The following is a 17298-nucleotide window of genomic DNA, read 5'->3' as shown; positions in this document are numbered from 1 at the left end:
GTCTTACGGTGGACAGGATTCTCACCTGTCTTTCGCTACTCATACCGGCATTCTCACTTCTATGCGTTCCAGCGCTCCTCACGGTACACCTTCATCACACATAGAACGCTCTCCTACCATACCTATAAAGGTATCCACAGCTTCGGTAAATTGTTTTAGCCCCGGTACATTTTCGGCGCAGGGTCACTCGACTAGTGAGCTATTACGCACTCTTTGAATGAATAGCTGCTTCTAAGCTAACATCCTAGTTGTCTGTGCAACCCCACATCCTTTTCCACTTAACAATTATTTTGGGACCTTAGCTGGTGGTCTGGGCTGTTTCCCTTTCGACTACGGATCTTAGCACTCGCAGTCTGACTGCCGACCATAATTCATTGGCATTCGGAGTTTATCTGAGATTGGTAATCCGGGATGGACCCCTCACCCAAACAGTGCTCTACCTCCAAGAATCTCTAATGTCGACGCTAGCCCTAAAGCTATTTCGGAGAGAACCAGCTATCTCCAAGTTCGTTTGGAATTTCTCCGCTACCCACAAGTCATCCAAGCACTTTTCAACGTGCCCTGGTTCGGTCCTCCAGTGCGTCTTACCGCACCTTCAACCTGCTCATGGGTAGGTCACATGGTTTCGGGTCTACGTCATGATACTAATTCGCCCTGTTCAGACTCGGTTTCCCTACGGCTCCGTCTCTTCAACTTAACCTCGCATCATAACGTAACTCGCCGGTTCATTCTACAAAAGGCACGCTCTCACCCATTAACGGGCTCGAACTTGTTGTAGGCACACGGTTTCAGGTTCTATTTCACTCCCCTCCCGGGGTGCTTTTCACCTTTCCCTCACGGTACTGGTTCACTATCGGTCACTAGGGAGTATTTAGGGTTGGGAGATGGTCCTCCCAGATTCCGACGGGATTTCACGTGTCCCGCCGTACTCAGGATACTGCTAGGTACAAAGACTATTTTAAATACGAGGCTATTACTCTCTTTGGCTGATCTTCCCAAATCATTCTTCTATAATCTTTGAGTCCATATCGCAGTCCTACAACCCCGAAGAGTAAACTCTTCGGTTTGCCCTCCTGCCGTTTCGCTCGCCGCTACTAAGGCAATCGCTTTTGCTTTCTCTTCCTGCAGCTACTTAGATGTTTCAGTTCACTGCGTCTTCCTCCTCACATCCTTAACAGATGTGGGTAACAGGTAGTACCTGTTGGGTTCCCCCATTCGGAAATCCCTGGATCATCGCTTACTTACAGCTACCCAAGGCATATCGTCGTTTGTCACGTCCTTCTTCGGCTCCTAGTGCCAAGGCATCCACCGTGCGCCCTTATTAACTTAACCTTATTTTTCTGACCTTTCAGTCATAAACTCTTATTAATACTACAGCGTTTTCGGTTTATTTTCTTGTTACTATTTGATATAGATATTCAATTTTCAATGTGCATTACTTGGTGATCTCTCACCAATGGAGCCTAGCGGGATCGAACCGCTGACCTCCTGCGTGCAAAGCAGGCGCTCTCCCAGCTGAGCTAAGGCCCCACAAGACCTCTCAAGACTAAACAAGACCAATGCGCAGTTCCTTATCCTTAGAAAGGAGGTGATCCAGCCGCACCTTCCGATACGGCTACCTTGTTACGACTTCACCCCAATCATCTATCCCACCTTAGGCGGCTGGCTCCTTACGGTTACCTCACCGACTTCGGGTGTTACAAACTCTCGTGGTGTGACGGGCGGTGTGTACAAGGCCCGGGAACGTATTCACCGCGGCGTGCTGATCCGCGATTACTAGCGATTCCGACTTCATGTAGGCGAGTTGCAGCCTACAATCCGAACTGAGACTGGCTTTAAGAGATTAGCTTGCCGTCACCGGCTTGCGACTCGTTGTACCAGCCATTGTAGCACGTGTGTAGCCCAGGTCATAAGGGGCATGATGATTTGACGTCATCCCCACCTTCCTCCGGTTTATTACCGGCAGTCTCGCTAGAGTGCCCAACTGAATGATGGCAACTAACAATAGGGGTTGCGCTCGTTGCGGGACTTAACCCAACATCTCACGACACGAGCTGACGACAACCATGCACCACCTGTCACCTCTGTCCCGAAGGAAAACTCTATCTCTAGAGTGGTCAGAGGGATGTCAAGACCTGGTAAGGTTCTTCGCGTTGCTTCGAATTAAACCACATGCTCCACCGCTTGTGCGGGCCCCCGTCAATTCCTTTGAGTTTCAACCTTGCGGTCGTACTCCCCAGGCGGAGTGCTTAATGCGTTAGCTACGGCACTAAACCCCGGAAAGGGTCTAACACCTAGCACTCATCGTTTACGGCGTGGACTACCAGGGTATCTAATCCTGTTTGCTCCCCACGCTTTCGAGCCTCAGCGTCAGTTACAAGCCAGAGAGCCGCTTTCGCCACCGGTGTTCCTCCATATATCTACGCATTTCACCGCTACACATGGAATTCCACTCTCCCCTCTTGCACTCAAGTTAAACAGTTTCCAAAGCGTACTATGGTTAAGCCACAGCCTTTAACTTCAGACTTATCTAACCGCCTGCGCTCGCTTTACGCCCAATAAATCCGGACAACGCTCGGGACCTACGTATTACCGCGGCTGCTGGCACGTAGTTAGCCGTCCCTTTCTGGTAAGATACCGTCACAGTGTGAACTTTCCACTCTCACACTCGTTCTTCTCTTACAACAGAGCTTTACGATCCGAAAACCTTCTTCACTCACGCGGCGTTGCTCGGTCAGACTTCCGTCCATTGCCGAAGATTCCCTACTGCTGCCTCCCGTAGGAGTCTGGGCCGTGTCTCAGTCCCAGTGTGGCCGATCACCCTCTCAGGTCGGCTATGTATCGTCGCCTTGGTGAGCCGTTACCCCACCAACTAGCTAATACAACGCAGGTCCATCTGGTAGTGATGCATTTGCACCTTTTAAGCAAATGTCATGCAACATCTACTCTTATGCGGTATTAGCTATCGTTTCCAATAGTTATCCCCCGCTACCAGGCAGGTTACCTACGCGTTACTCACCCGTTCGCAACTCATCCAGAAGAGCAAGCTCCTCCTTCAGCGTTCTACTTGCATGTATTAGGCACGCCGCCAGCGTTCGTCCTGAGCCAGGATCAAACTCTCATTAAAAAGTTTGAGTTCTCACTCATTTCTGTCACTGACAGATTTATTGTTTTTTTCATTGTTCAGTACTACAACCGTAGTTGTAGTGCCCTGCACATTGGTTCGTCTTGTTCAGTTTTCAAAGGTCTTTGTCACTCGCTTCTCTCAAGCGACAACTATATTAGTATATCACAGCCACTTTCGCTTGTCAACACTTTTTTGAAACTTTTTTAAAACTTTTTTCATCAAGTGTTCCAACTGCAACATACCATAGTCCGTACGGGATTCGAACCCGTGTTACCGCCGTGAAAAGGCGGTGTCTTAACCCCTTGACCAACGGACCAGAGTTGTTATTTTCAACTCTTACTATTATACCGACTTTTCAAACTTTGTCAACACCTTTTTTAAACTTTTTTTAATTTTTTCAAATTTTCAATTCTTTTCAAGTACAGTTTTTCAAATTATAGTAAAAAGAGCCAGAATTGTACTGACTCTCCTATTGATTATTAAACTTAGAAGCACGTTCTTCTCCCCACCAATAGGGCATTAGTTCTGCGACTTTAACTGTTTTTCTTATATCATAGTCCATCATGACTTCTGCATCTTTATTTTCAGCGTTCAACTCTAAAAGGAATTCTCTGCAAGCTCCACAGGGCATTCCTGAACTTCCACCATAAGGTGCTTTATCTCGAAAGGCTAATACTTTCTTAACCTTAGTTTGTCCTGAAAATTGGTACATATTAAAGAGTGCCGCCCGTTCTGCGCAGAGATGGAACACACCACAGGTTCCCTCCATACAGAATCCTGTAAATATTTGTCCATCTTCTGCTTCTACTGCAGCTACAACATGATTAGCATAAACAAAGTCTGATACTTCATGTGGATTGTATAGCTTCTGTGCTTCTTCATACATCTTTTCCCAGATGTCCATTATTGTACCTTTCTTACTTAGAGATTTCCTTTAACATATTTTCGATATGCTGGATTGATTTTTTACGTCCAAGCAAGAAAATTGTATCTGGCAATTCTGGTCCATGCATTTCACCTGAAACAGCAATACGAATAGGCATGAAAAGATTTTTCCCTTTAATACCTGTTTCTTTTTGAACAGCTTTGATTTGTGGGAAGATATTCTCTGTTACAAATTCATCATCTGTCATCGCTTCAAGTTTTGCTTTGAAGGCTTCAAGAACTGTTGGGACTGTTTCACCAGCCATGACTTCGCGCTCTGCTTCTGTCAATTCTGGGAAATCTGAGAAGAAGAGATCTGTCAATGGAATAATTTCATCTACTGATTTCATTTGTGGCTTATAGAGCTCAACTAGTTTTTCAGCCTTGTCAGTTAAACGTCCTGCTTCCTCTAAGAATGGTTTTGCCATTTCAAAGATAGTTTCTAGGTCTGCATTCTTGATATAGTCATTGCTCATCCAGTCTAGTTTTTTCTGGTCAAAGGCTGCTGGAGACTTGCTGAGGCGATTTTCATCGAAAAATTTAATGAGTTCTTCACGAGAGAAGATTTCATCTTCTCCACCTGGGTTCCAACCAAGAAGGGCGATAAAGTTAAAGACCGCTTCTGGTAAATAGCCTTTTTTACGGTAGTCTTCGATAAACTGAAGAGTATTAGTATCACGTTTAGATAACTTCTTACCAGTTTCAGAATTGATAATCAAGGTCATGTGACCGAACTCTGGAGCTTCCCAACCAAGGGCTTCATAAACCATAAGCTGTTTTGGTGTATTAGCAATATGATCGTCTCCACGGATTACATGAGAGATTTGCATATCGTGGTCATCGATGACCACGGCAAAGTTGTAAGTTGGGTAACCGTCTTTCTTTTGGATAACCCAGTCACCACCAATATTGCCACCTTCAAATTCGATATCTCCTTTGACCATATCATGCCATTTGTAGATACCTGACTCATTGACAGCCAAACGAACAGTTGGGATGATCCCTGCTGCTTCACGTTCTGCGATGTAAGCTGCTTTTTCTTCTTCACCCATACCAAGGTATTCATTGACGTAGCGTGGTGTTTCGCCAGCTGCTTCTTGGCGTTCGCGTTCAGCTGCCAACTCTTCTTCTGTAACGTAAGATTTGTAGGCTTTTCCTTCAGCTAACAGTTGGTCGATGTATTTTTGATACAAGTTCAAACGCTCAGACTGGCGGTAATTTTCATGTGTTTCTGGGCTTTCATCCCAATCCATACCTAACCAGCGAAGATTTTCAAGCTGTGAACGTTCTCCATCCTCGACATGACGTTTACGGTCAGTATCTTCTATACGAATAATAAAAGTTCCACCATGATGACGTGCATACAAGTAGTTGAACAATGCTGTACGGGCATTCCCGATGTGTAGTAGTCCTGTTGGACTTGGTGCGTAACGTACGCGGATATCTTTTGACATAGTTTCTCCTATAAAGTCTCTAGGCGTCTGCCTTTTTGCTCTCTATATTATATCACAAGTCTTGGCTGAGTCCAATTTCTATGGATAAAGAGAGTAAAAAGAGTGGACAAACCACTCTTTTCTTCTATTATAGACGTGCGTTAAGTTCTTTGCTCAATTCTTCAAATCCTGGTTTTCCAAGAAGGGCAAACATGTTACGTTTGTAAGCTTCAACACCTGGTTGGTCAAATGGGTTGATGGCATTCAAGTAACCTGAAAGGGCAATTGCCAATTCGAAGAAGTAGATAGTGTAACCAAGAGTGAAAGCATCTTGCTCTGGAAGAGTCACATACATGTTTGGTACATCACCATCTGTGTGGGCAAGAAGAACACCGTCAGTCGCTTTTTTGTTTACAAAGTCAACGTCTTTTCCTTGAAGGTAACCAAGTCCGTCAAGGTCTTCTTCCAAGCTAGGGATAATCACGTTCTTACGAGGTTTGTCAACACGGACGACTGTTTCAAACATGATACGAGTTCCTTCTTGGATAAATTGACCAAGGGAGTGCAAGTCAGTTGAGAAGTTGGCTGAAGTTGGGTAGATACCTTTTTGGTCTTTTCCTTCTGATTCACCAGCCAATTGTTTCCACCATTCTGAGAAGTATTGAAGTGATGGCTCGTAGTTTACCAAGATTTCTGTTGCATAGCCTTTACGGTAAAGGATGTTACGAACAGCTGCGTATTGGTAAGCTTCGTTTTCAGAGATTTTATCTGAAGTGTAGTCTTTGCGAGCTGCATTCGCACCTTCCATAAGGGCTTTGATGTCAGCTCCTGATGCTGCGATTGGAAGCAAACCAACAGCTGTCAATACTGAGAAACGTCCACCGATATCATCTGGAACAACAAATGTTTCCCAACCGTTAGCGTCTGCTTCAACCTTAACAGCACCTTTTTGGCGGTCAGTTGTTGCATAGATACGTTTGTTTGCTTCTTCTTGACCGTATTTCTTAACCAAGAGTTCTTTGAAGACACGGAAAGCAATAGCTGGTTCAGTTGTTGTACCTGATTTAGAAATCACGTTTACTGAGAAGTCTTTATCAGCTACGTACTCTACCAAGTCAGCAAGGTAAGTAGATGAGATTGAGTTTCCTGCGTAAAGGATTTGTGGAGCCTTGCGTTCTTCTTTTGTTTGCAAGTTAGCAAAGTGGTGGTTCAAGAAGTCGATTGCTGCTTTAGCACCAAGGTAAGATCCACCGATACCGATCACAACCAAAACATCGCTGTCTGATTTGATTTGCTCAGCAGCTTTCAAGATGCGGTTAAATTCTTCGTGGTCGTAGTTTTCAGGAAGATCCAACCATCCCAAGAAGTCGCTACCAGCACCAGTTCCTTTACGGATCAATTCATCTGCTGCTGTTACTTGTGATTGCATGTATTCCACTTCATGTGGTGCAACAAATTTGTCTAAAACTTTTGAATAATCAAATTTAATATGTGACATGTTATTCCTCCAATATTTCTTCTTTTCTATCATAACGCTTACCTTCGTTTTTTTCAAGTTTTTTTGTCGAATTTCTCCAATTTTTATCAGAATTCAAACGTTTGCGTAAAAATGCCGCATTCCAAAAATCTTGAAAAAATAAAAGAAAGAACGACTAGATGTTCCAGTCGTTACAGTTCATTCAATAAGTACTCAAATAATTCTAAATTACCATCTTCTTCATTAACCAAAAACTCTGGATGCCACTGCAAACCGATAATGCGGTGTTCATCGATAGACTCAATCGCTTCGATAGTTTGGTCTCTTGGATCAATAGCAGTTACACGGAAATTAGGTGCCAAATCTTTAATACTTTGACGATGAACTGAGTTAACCTGACTTTCTTTTCCAAATAGCTTAGCCACCACGCTTCCTTCTACTGTCTCAATAGAATGAGATGTTCCGAAAGGCAGACCTTGCCAGTGACCTTCGATTTCTTGATTGAGGGTCCCACCAAAAGCAACATTGACAAGTTGAACACCACGACAGATTGCCATAATTGGTTTATTCTGACGGAGCGCTTCTTTCAAGAGTGCCAATTCAAATTCATCACGGACCAGATTGTAATCATCGCTCTTGATGGTCTTTTTCTCTCCATAAAACTGAGGATGGACATTTTGACCGCCTGTCAAGATAAGTTTGTCAATCATTTCCACATAATCGCGTACAACTGACTCATCACCAACAGGAATGACTAAAGGGAGACCACCGACTTGACGAATGCTCTCTGCGAATCTACAAGATACAGATGAATGAATGTTTTTTCCTTCTGCGTCTACGGGACATAGATTTGCAGCAACTCCTACAACCGTTCTAGGCATGATGTCTCTCCTTTCGAATATTAACGATAGTCTTATCATATCACTCAAAACATCTTTCGTCTAATATGTTTTTTTTAAGGCTGTGATAAAAATTTTTTATGGACAAGAAAAAGCTGCCCCATAGGACAACTTCTTTCTTATTCGAAGACAAATTGATTGTGATAGAGTTCTGAATAGAAGCCACCTAGTTTCAAAAGTTCATGGTGGTTACCGCGTTCAATGACTTCTCCATCTTTAAGGACAATAATCTGGTCTGCATTGAGGATGGTCTTCAAACGGTGGGCAATGACGAAACTGGTTCTGCCTGCTACAACCGCCTCCATGGCATGCTGAATCTTGCTTTCTGTCACCGTATCTACGTTTGAAGTGGCTTCATCGAGAATGAGAACTTCTGGATCTGTCATCAGGGTTCGAGCGATAGAAATCAATTGTTTCTGTCCTGTTGAGAAGATGCTCTGGTCATCATCTATAAGAGTATCGTATTTATCAGGTAAGCTTTCGATATAGTCGTGAATGTGGGTTGCCTTGGCTGCTACCTCAACCATTTCTTGACTAGCATCTGGCACACCGAAACGGATATTGTCTCGAATGGTTCCACTAAACAAGACCGAATCTTGCAAGACAATCCCCACCTTGCTTCTGAGACTATCTAAATCATAGTCACGGATGTCTTTGCCGTCAAAATAAATACCACCAGCATCAACATCATAAAAGCGATTGATGAGGTTCATAATAGTCGTTTTCCCTGACCCTGTCGGCCCAACAACCGCTGTCATCTGACCTTTCGGAGCGGAAATGCTGACATCTTTCAAAATAGGTTTATCAGGCAAGTATGAAAAATCAATATGACTAATTTCAACACCTTCTTGCAACTTAGTAAAGATCGGAGCCTTTTCAGGTCGAATTTCTTCCTCTGCGTCAAACATTTCCTGAATCCGTTCAGCACCTGTAAAGGCCAACTGGAGACTTCCCCAACTAGCTGCAACTTGAATAATAGGCTGGTAGTATTGCTGAGAAAATTGGGCGAACATAACAATCAAACCTAGGGCTGTACTTGTTGCAATAGTCTTATCATTTAATAGAACAGCTGAACCAGCAAAGATAACGATGGCTGTGTTGACCAGGCTCATCCCATTCATGACAGGGAAAAGAATTCCTGAGAACATTCTTCCTTTAAAGGTTGCCTTGCGCACGCGATCATTTTGTTCAAGAAATCCTGCCATCATATCCTCTTGAATTCCTTGCACAATCACGGCTTTTTGGCCTGAGATACTCTCATCCATATAGGCGTTGAGCTTCCCTACCTCTTTCTGCTGGAGGTTGGTGTATTTGCGTGCCATTTTCACGATGAAAATTAGCATGAGGAAGGCTACTGGTGTGCTGGCAATGGTGATGAGGGCCAGCGTCACATTTCTCGAAAACATGACAAGAATCAGACCAATGTATAAAACAATATTGCTCATGACCTGAATCAAGCTTTCGTTAAAGGCTTGGAGGATATTATCCAAATCACTGGTAAAACGAGACAGGATATCGCCATCTTGTCGGCGGTCAAAGAAAGAAACCGTCAAGCGGGCAAGCTTACCAAAGAGGCCTTTGCGCATCTCGTTGGTCGACTCTGCAATCACGCGCGTCATGAGACACATGTATATGACACTGGAGATAAATAGAACCAAAACCAGCAGGCCAAGATTGACCATGATTCCTGATAGGCTTTGCCAAACAAGTTCTGGATTGCCATTTTGATAAGCTTGAACTAAATTAGCTAGCTGCGTCACTGCTTGTCCAGAAAAGACCGGAAAGAGGGCTTGGGCAAGAGTTGCCAGAACAATCATCAGGATAACAACTACAAATGATAGCTTATAGACTTTAAAATAATTCCAAAAAAATTGAACTGTCTTCATTTTACTCCTCCTTTCCTTTCTGTGTTTCGTAGATTTCACGGTAAACAGCATTGTTGGCAACCAAGTCTGCATGCGTACCTTGACCAATCAATCGTCCTTGATCCAGTACCAAAATCTTGTCTGCATGGACAACCGAGCTAATTTTTTGCGCGATGATAATGGTTGTTGTTCCCTTCAAGTCCTTATTCAAGGCTTCTTGCACTAGGCGCTCTGACTTGGCATCCAAGGCCGAGGTCGAATCGTCAAAAATCAGAATACGTGGATTGCTGACAATCCCACGCGCAATCGACATCCTTTGCTTTTGTCCACCTGAGAAGTTGGTTCCCCGTTCCTCAACTGGACTTTCAAAGGTTTTCTCCATACGATGAATGAATTCACTAGCTTGGGCAATGTTGGCTGCGCGCTCCATTTCAAATAGAGTAGCATCTCCCTTACCCTGTCTCAAGTTATCTGCAATCGTTCCACTGAAAAGAATAGCACGTTGAAGAACGATAGAAACTGTTTTACGCAGGGTTCCTTCACTCACTTCTCGAATATCCTTGCCACCGATTTTGATAGCCCCTTCCTGTGGGTCAAAGAGACGTGGAATCAATTGAGCCAAGGTTGATTTTCCTGCACCAGTCGCTCCAACGACACCAACCATTTGACCAGGTTCAATAGTAAAGGTCACATCTTTCAGCATCGGTTCCTTGTCCATTGGATAGGTAAAGGTCACATCTTCAAAGCTAAGACTTCCGACCAACTCTTCATCTGGTACATCCTTGAAGGTCATGGCTGGCTCTGCGTCCAGAATTTCTCGAATACGACGCATAGAAATCATGGCACGACTGACAGAATTTCCCAAAAATCCAACCATAACAATGGTAAAGATAATCTGGCTTAGGTAATTGACAAAGGAAGCAATGGAACCAACCACTGACGGATCCGACTGAACCATTCCTGCAACTAGCCAAATAGAGAGGAATACCGCCCCGTAGCCGACCAACATCATAAAGGGTTCCACTACTGAAAAGGCATAACCGATGTAAAGATTTTGACCGAGAAGCTCGTCTGAAACCTCCGTAAACTTAGCAAATTGCTCTTTTTCTTGGACAAAGGACTTGACCACACGAACGCCACGCAAATTTTCCTTGGCAATGGCATTGATGCGTTCAAGCAGGGTTTGAAACTTGGCAAAACGAGGACCCATCATTCCCATCATGACAGCAGTCAAACCAAAAATCAAGACTACCATGAGAACAATCACCCACCACAGAGAAGGTAAGGTTTGAACCGCCAAGATAAACGAACCGATGAACAAGAGGGGAAGTCTGAAAAGAATTTGGAAGGTCATCATGACCACGTTCTGAATCTGGTTGATATCATTTGTCATGCGAACGACTAGATTTCCCGCATTAAATTGTTCAATATTGGCATAAGAAAAGGTCTGGATTTTACGGAAGGCATCCTCCCGAAGGTCAGATGAAACTCCTTGGGCAATATAGGCTGCAAGGATAACATTGAGCCCACCAGCAACTAGACCAACCACGGCCACACCAATCAACCAAGCCCCGATACTATAAATAGCTTCATATTTTCCAGCAAGGAGGGCGTCTAAGACTTCCTGCAGATAACGCGGTTGCAAAAGTGAACTAGCAACCATCAAGCCTGTCATCAGGAGCGAAGCCAAGGCCTGCCACTTGTAGGTTTTTATTTTCTGAATCAGCATACTTTCTCCTTAAAAAATAGACAAAAGGGAGCGACAATGTGTCAGCTCCTTTTCATTCTGTTTGTGTGATGTTATTCTAGCAAAAAAGTGAGAACTTGTCAAAGAAGTCTCCTTGATACAGCTAGAATGACTAGTAATTTTCTCTTTATAGTTTCTGTTTTAACTCGACCAAGACATTCATAGCCTGCATAGGTGTCATATTGTAAACATCCAGTTTAGCTAATTCTTCTAGGATAGGATGTTCTTCAGGTGTATCAAAGAGAGAAATCTGTTCAGTGACGGCACTTGTTTGTTTCATAGGATCTGGGCTTTCTGGGCCCTGATTCTCTAACTGAGTCAAAATCTTATCCGCCCTTGCTAAAAGGTCTGCTGGCAAGCCAGCAATCTTGGCTACATGGATACCGTAGGATTTGTCAGCTGGGCCTGGTTCAATCTTATGAAGGAAAGTGACCTGTCCATCCTGCTCCAAGGTTGCCACATGGACATTGACTAAATGTTCCAAGCTAGACTCTAGGCTAGTCAACTCATGGTAGTGGGTCGCAAAGAGGGTCTTGGCTCCGATATGTTCATGAATGTATTCGATGATGGACTGAGCAAGAGCCATACCGTCGTAAGTTGCAGTTCCACGACCTAACTCATCAAAGAGAATCAAGGAATTTTTGGTGGCATGCGAAATGGCATTATTGGCCTCCATCATCTCCACCATAAAGGTTGACTGACCCGAAACCAAGTCATCGGCTGCTCCGATACGGGTAAAGATCGCATCAAAAATCGGTAAACGGGCGCTTTCTGCCGGTACATAGGAACCCATCTGGGCCATTATCGCCGTCATGGCTAACTGACGCATATAGGTTGACTTCCCACTCATGTTGGGCCCTGTAATCAGTTGAATACTGGTATCTTCTGCCATCTGAATCGTATTGGGAATATAGGTCTGAGCCCCCATGACCTTTTCAACGACAGCATGGCGCCCTTTCTGGATATCAATTCGCGAATCATCTCCGAATTCAGGTCGAATCAAATGCTGGGTTTCAGCAACAACTGCGAGACTTTGCAGGACATCAACTGTCGCAATTCCTTGGGCTAGAGCTTGTAAACGTTGGATGTACTTGCTGACCTCTTCACGAATGCGCATAAAAATTTCGTACTCTAGGTTAGCTGACTTCTCACGCGCCTCCAGCATATCGCCCTCGATACGGGCTAATTCTTCGGTTCCAAAACGTTCTGAGTTTTTCAGCGTTGCCTTGCGGAAAAAGTGAGCAGGCACATTTCCCAGTTGAGAATTGGTCACATGGAAATAGTAGCCATCCTTTTTATTGTAGTCAATCTTAAGCGTGCTGATACCAGAGTTTTCTCTCTCCTTGGCCTCAATCTCAGCAATCCAGCCAGTCCCTTCTCTGAGAACGCGACGGTACTTGTCTAAAGTCTCATCAAATCCAGTTCGGATAATACCACCTTCTGTAATCACATGAGGAGCTTCAGGAGCAATCGCTGCGCTAATCAAACTCTCCAACTCAGGGATTCCATCCAGTTGTTCAATGAGATAGGCTAGAGCAGATTGCTCCATTCCTTCTAAAATCCCACGAATCCGTGGCACACTAGACAAGGTAGTCGCCAACTGCAAGAGATCCTTGGGATTGGTTTTACCAAAAGAAACCCGACTAGCCAAGCGCTCAATGTCATAAACACCCTTGAGACTGTCTGTCAAATCACTGCGCTCAAAGAAATGGTCGAGAAAGACCTGCACCACTTCCTGACGTTGGATAATTCGTTCCTTATCAATCATGGGACGATGAATCCAAGAACGCAAGAGACGCATACCCATGGCTGTTTTGGTTTCATCCAAAAGCCAGAAAAGACTGCCTTGCTTCTTGCCTGAACGGGCATTCTCAACCAAATCCAGACTAGCCTTGGTCGCATAATCCATCTGCAAGAAATCCTTAATTTCGTAGCGGATAACAGGTTTGAGGTGGTTCAATTCCCTCATCTGAGTCCGATGAACATACTGGAGTAACTTACTGGATGCCGCTTGCTCCACAGATGCCAATCGTGAATCCAGTAAATGAAGGTCTTCAAAGCCTTCTTTTTCATAGGAAAGCACCAGATTCATCTGACGACTAAGAATTTGTTCTTCTTCCTCAGACAAGTCATAACCCAGCACCACTTCTCGAGCCTTGAGGTTACGGATTTCCCCACAAACCAGCGTGAAATCCAAAAGACCTGTCACATAAAAGTCCCCTGTCACCAGGTCCATATAAGCTAGGCCAAATTGATTGCCTTCGCGGTCTATGGCAACCAAGAAGTTGTTCTGACTGTCCGGCTTACTGCTATCGACCACTGTCCCTGGCGTAATGACCTGAACAACCTCTCGTTTCACAACTCCAACTGCTTGTTTAGGATCTTCCATCTGCTCTGCGATAGCCACCTTATAACCCTGCTCAATCAAGACATCAATATACTGTTGGGCAGAATGATAGGGAACACCCGCCATAGGAATCGGATTGTCGGCATTCTTGTTGCGACTCGTTAAGGAAATTTCCAGAATCTGCGCAGCATTGACTGCATCCTCATAAAATAATTCATAAAAATCACCCATTCGAAAGAGCAAAAAAGCATCTGGATATTGCTTTTTAATATCCACATACTGTTGCATGCCGGGTGATAGCTTTTCTGTCGCCATTTTCCGTCTCTCCTTGTCAAAAATAAGTCTTGAGAGCAACTCCCAAGACCTTACTTATCTTTCATCAAATCTAGCAAACGATCTTCCATGAGTTTGGCAACGTGCTGGTCTCGACAAATGACCAATAAGGTATTAGCACCAGCAACTGTTCCTAAAATCCATTCATCCTTGTTTGCATCTACAATATTTGCCAAAACAGAGGCTTCTCCTAATTTGGTATGAAGTACCAAGGTAAACTCTGCTCTTGCAACACCTTCTAAATGATGAGACAAAAATTCAACCAAATCAATCTTTTCTGTCTCATTTGCTAGTACATAATACACCATATCATTTTTCTTGACCTTGGTCAAGCCGATTTCGCGCAAATCACGAGACAGGGTTGTCTGCGTCACAAAAACATTGTGCGCCTCCAACCGATCTTGAATTTCTTTTTGTGTACTTAATTTCTCCTCAGTAATCATTTTTTTTATTAACTGATGACGATCTCTTTTTCTCATAAAATCCTCTTATGTGAATATTTATAACTATTTTTATAACTATATTATACCAAAAAAATAGGAGATTTCAAAAATTTTTTCTTCTTTCTTTAAAAATGTGATAAAATAGTAGAAAAGTCCAAAAGGAGCTCATAATGAATACAAAAGAATTGATTGCTAGCGAATTGGCTAGCGTCATTGATAGCCTGAACCAAGAGGCTATTTTAAATTTACTGGAAACCCCTAAAAACTCAGAAATGGGAGACATTGCTTTCCCTGCTTTTTCTCTTGCAAAAGTCGAACGTAAAGCACCTCAAATGATAGCGGCTGAACTGGCTGAAAAAATTAACAGCCAAGCCTTTGAGAAGGTTGTCGCAACGGGACCTTACGTTAACTTTTTCCTTGATAAATCTGCCATTTCTGCTCAAGTATTGCAAGCTGTTATCACTGAAAAAGAACACTATGCTGATCAAACTATTGGCAAACAAGAAAATGTTGTTATCGATATGTCTAGTCCCAATATCGCTAAACCATTCTCTATTGGTCACCTGCGCTCAACTGTTATCGGAGATAGCTTGTCACATATCTTCCAAAAAATCGGTTATCAAACAGTCAAGGTCAACCATTTGGGAGACTGGGGTAAACAGTTTGGGATGTTGATTGTTGCCTACAAAAAATGGGGCGACGAAGAAGCTGTAAAAGCTCATCCAATTGATGAACTTCTTAAACTCTATGTCCGCATCAACGCTGAAGCTGAAAATGACCCTAGCTTGGATGAAGAAGCACGCGAATGGTTCCGTAAACTTGAAAATGGAGATGAAGAAGCTCTCGCTCTTTGGCAATGGTTCCGTGATGAAAGTTTAGTGGAATTTAACCGCCTTTACAATGAATTGCAAGTCGAATTTGACAGCTACAATGGAGAAGCCTTCTACAACGATAAGATGGATGCAGTTGTAGACATTCTTTCTGAAAAAGGCCTTCTTGTTGAATCAGAAGGTGCCCAAGTTGTCAATCTTGAGAAATATGGAATTGAACATCCAGCCCTTATCAAGAAATCTGATGGTGCAACTCTCTATATCACTCGTGACTTGGCTGCAGCCCTTTACCGTAAAAACGAATACCAATTTGCTAAATCTATCTACGTCGTTGGTCAAGAGCAATCTGCCCACTTTAAACAGCTCAAAGCTGTCTTGCAAGAGATGGGTTACGACTGGAGTGACGACATTACCCACGTTCCTTTTGGTCTGGTTACAAAAGAAGGGAAGAAACTCTCTACTCGTAAAGGGAATGTCATCTTGCTAGAACCTACTGTTGCAGAGGCTGTTAGCCGTGCCAAGGCTCAAATTGAAGCTAAAAATCCTGAACTTGAAAATAAAGACCAGGTAGCGCATGCTGTTGGGGTTGGGGCCATTAAATTCTATGACCTCAAAACCGACCGTACAAATGGATACGACTTCGACCTAGAGGCTATGGTATCCTTCGAAGGTGAAACTGGACCTTATGTTCAATACGCCTACGCTCGTATCCAATCTATCTTGCGCAAAGCGGATTTCAAACCAGAAACAGCTGGCAACTATAGCTTGAATGATGCTGAAAGTTGGGAAATCATCAAACTCATCCAAGACTTCCCACGTATTATCAACCGTGCGGCGGATAACTTTGAACCTTCTATCATTGCTAAATTTGCAATTAGTCTGGCTCAAGCCTTCAACAAGTACTATGCACATACACGTATCCTAGACGAAAATCCAGAACGCGACAGCCGTCTAGCCCTCAGCTACGCAACTGCAGTTGTTCTCAAAGAGGCCCTTCGCTTGCTTGGAGTAGAAGCGCCTGAGAAGATGTGATTCAGTACTAACAATTGGAACTAAAGTTCCTAATTGTTAGACGCTAGCCGCTTATATGCGGACTAGCTAACTGCCTCACTAGTCATGGTCTCTAAATATAATCGATTTAGAGACCATGACGTCGTAACTATGGTGATTTGCCTAAACGCTTCACTAATTCACCTAACCAAATAATATCGATTTGGTTAAGCTCATGTCGTAATCTTTTAATCACTTTATTGTAAAGTAGTCTAAGTAACTAACGCCAAATCCTATCAGGGATTTGGCTAGGCGCTTCACTAGTTCTGTGACATAATATTATCGATTTATGTTCCAAAACGTCGTAACTAGAGACACTTGCCTAAACGCTTCACTAATTCACCTAACCAAATAATATCGATTTGGTTAGGCTCATGTCGTAATCTTTTAATCACTTTATTGTAAAGTAGTCTAAGTAACTAACGCCAAACCCTATCAGGGATTTGCTTAGACGCTTCACTAATTCAATCTACTCACTACTACTTCTTTATCATACAGGGAGATTTCCTATGAGCCAATATGCTTATATCCTCGTTGTAATTAGCTTGGTGTTCCTTTTTCTGCTCAATAAGTACGAGAAGGAGAGACTGCAAAGGCTCTACCAAGAACAACTTTTAAAGGATGAAACATTTAGGGCTGACATCAAAGAAAAAATTCACACAACTGAAAATATCAATGATGTCATTACTTACATCAATAAAACTTATCATCTGGGAATGTTACTGTCAAAAGACATTACAGATCAATTGAAATAAAGCTAGCTATACTTTAAGAAATATGAAAACCGAGACTATGAGTTTAATACTGAGTCTCGGTTTTTATG

10 protein-coding genes, 2 tRNA genes and 2 rRNA genes (1 of these 14 running past the window's edge) are annotated in these 17298 nt (G+C 43.3%); 2 read left to right on the top strand and 12 right to left on the bottom strand.

The annotated features are described in order from the left end of the window. The 12 genes from ACLV7Q_RS00920 to argR form a co-directional block, all read right to left on the bottom strand. Window positions 1–1332 (bottom strand): 23S ribosomal RNA (locus ACLV7Q_RS00920) (it extends 1570 nt beyond the left edge of the window). Between the two features lie 125 nt (window positions 1333–1457). Then, window positions 1458–1530 (bottom strand) — tRNA-Ala (locus ACLV7Q_RS00915). 51 nt (window positions 1531–1581) lie between these two features. Further along, window positions 1582–3127: ribosomal RNA gene (locus ACLV7Q_RS00910) — 16S ribosomal RNA — on the bottom strand. The 16S and 23S rRNA genes sit together here with 2 tRNA genes alongside, the layout of an rRNA operon. A gap of 244 nt (window positions 3128–3371) precedes the next feature. Then, window positions 3372–3443, bottom strand: a tRNA-Glu gene (locus ACLV7Q_RS00905). A gap of 153 nt (window positions 3444–3596) precedes the next feature. Then, window positions 3597–4031, bottom strand: a complete 435-nt coding sequence (locus ACLV7Q_RS00900) for a cytidine deaminase family protein (RefSeq protein WP_218757578.1) — start codon at window positions 4029–4031, stop codon at window positions 3597–3599. 13 nt (window positions 4032–4044) lie between these two features. After that, window positions 4045–5505 carry a glutamate--tRNA ligase gene (gene gltX, locus ACLV7Q_RS00895; protein ID WP_218757577.1) on the bottom strand — a complete coding sequence of 487 codons (1461 nt, stop codon included), beginning with the start codon at window positions 5503–5505 and terminating at the stop codon, window positions 4045–4047. A 127-nt stretch (window positions 5506–5632) separates the two neighbouring features. Continuing rightward, window positions 5633–6982: a glucose-6-phosphate isomerase gene (locus tag ACLV7Q_RS00890; protein ID WP_218757576.1), complete on the bottom strand. Its 1350-nt coding sequence runs from the start codon at window positions 6980–6982 to the stop codon at window positions 5633–5635. A gap of 170 nt (window positions 6983–7152) precedes the next feature. After that, window positions 7153–7842 (bottom strand): gamma-glutamyl-gamma-aminobutyrate hydrolase family protein, encoded by a 690-nt coding sequence (locus ACLV7Q_RS00885; protein WP_218757575.1) that lies wholly within the window; start codon window positions 7840–7842, stop codon window positions 7153–7155. 137 nt (window positions 7843–7979) lie between these two features. Then, window positions 7980–9746 (bottom strand): multidrug efflux ABC transporter subunit PatB, encoded by a 1767-nt coding sequence (gene patB / locus ACLV7Q_RS00880; RefSeq protein ID WP_218757574.1) that lies wholly within the window; start codon window positions 9744–9746, stop codon window positions 7980–7982. A gap of 1 nt (window position 9747) precedes the next feature. Continuing rightward, window positions 9748–11454: a multidrug efflux ABC transporter subunit PatA gene (patA, locus tag ACLV7Q_RS00875; RefSeq protein ID WP_218757573.1), complete on the bottom strand. Its 1707-nt coding sequence runs from the start codon at window positions 11452–11454 to the stop codon at window positions 9748–9750. A 145-nt stretch (window positions 11455–11599) separates the two neighbouring features. Beyond that, window positions 11600–14134, bottom strand: a complete 2535-nt coding sequence (gene mutS, locus ACLV7Q_RS00870; RefSeq protein WP_218757572.1) for a DNA mismatch repair protein MutS — start codon at window positions 14132–14134, stop codon at window positions 11600–11602. A gap of 50 nt (window positions 14135–14184) precedes the next feature. After that, a complete protein-coding gene (gene argR, locus ACLV7Q_RS00865; protein ID WP_001231476.1) occupies window positions 14185–14631 on the bottom strand; it encodes an arginine repressor in 447 nt (148 codons plus the stop codon). Between the two features lie 134 nt (window positions 14632–14765). On the opposite strand from argR, the gene argS reads away from it, so the two are divergent. Both argS and ACLV7Q_RS00855 read left to right on the top strand, forming a co-directional pair. After that, window positions 14766–16457 (top strand): arginine--tRNA ligase, encoded by a 1692-nt coding sequence (argS, locus tag ACLV7Q_RS00860; protein WP_218757571.1) that lies wholly within the window; start codon window positions 14766–14768, stop codon window positions 16455–16457. A 527-nt stretch (window positions 16458–16984) separates the two neighbouring features. Beyond that, entirely contained in the window at window positions 16985–17230 is a 246-nt protein-coding gene (locus tag ACLV7Q_RS00855; protein ID WP_173219891.1) for a MarR family transcriptional regulator, read from the top strand. Window positions 17231–17298: the final 68 nt, after the last annotated feature.

The organism is Streptococcus mitis (assembly GCF_965111725.1).
GTDB lineage: Bacteria > Bacillota > Bacilli > Lactobacillales > Streptococcaceae > Streptococcus > Streptococcus mitis_DV.
This window is presented reverse-complemented; position numbering and strand designations above follow the sequence as displayed.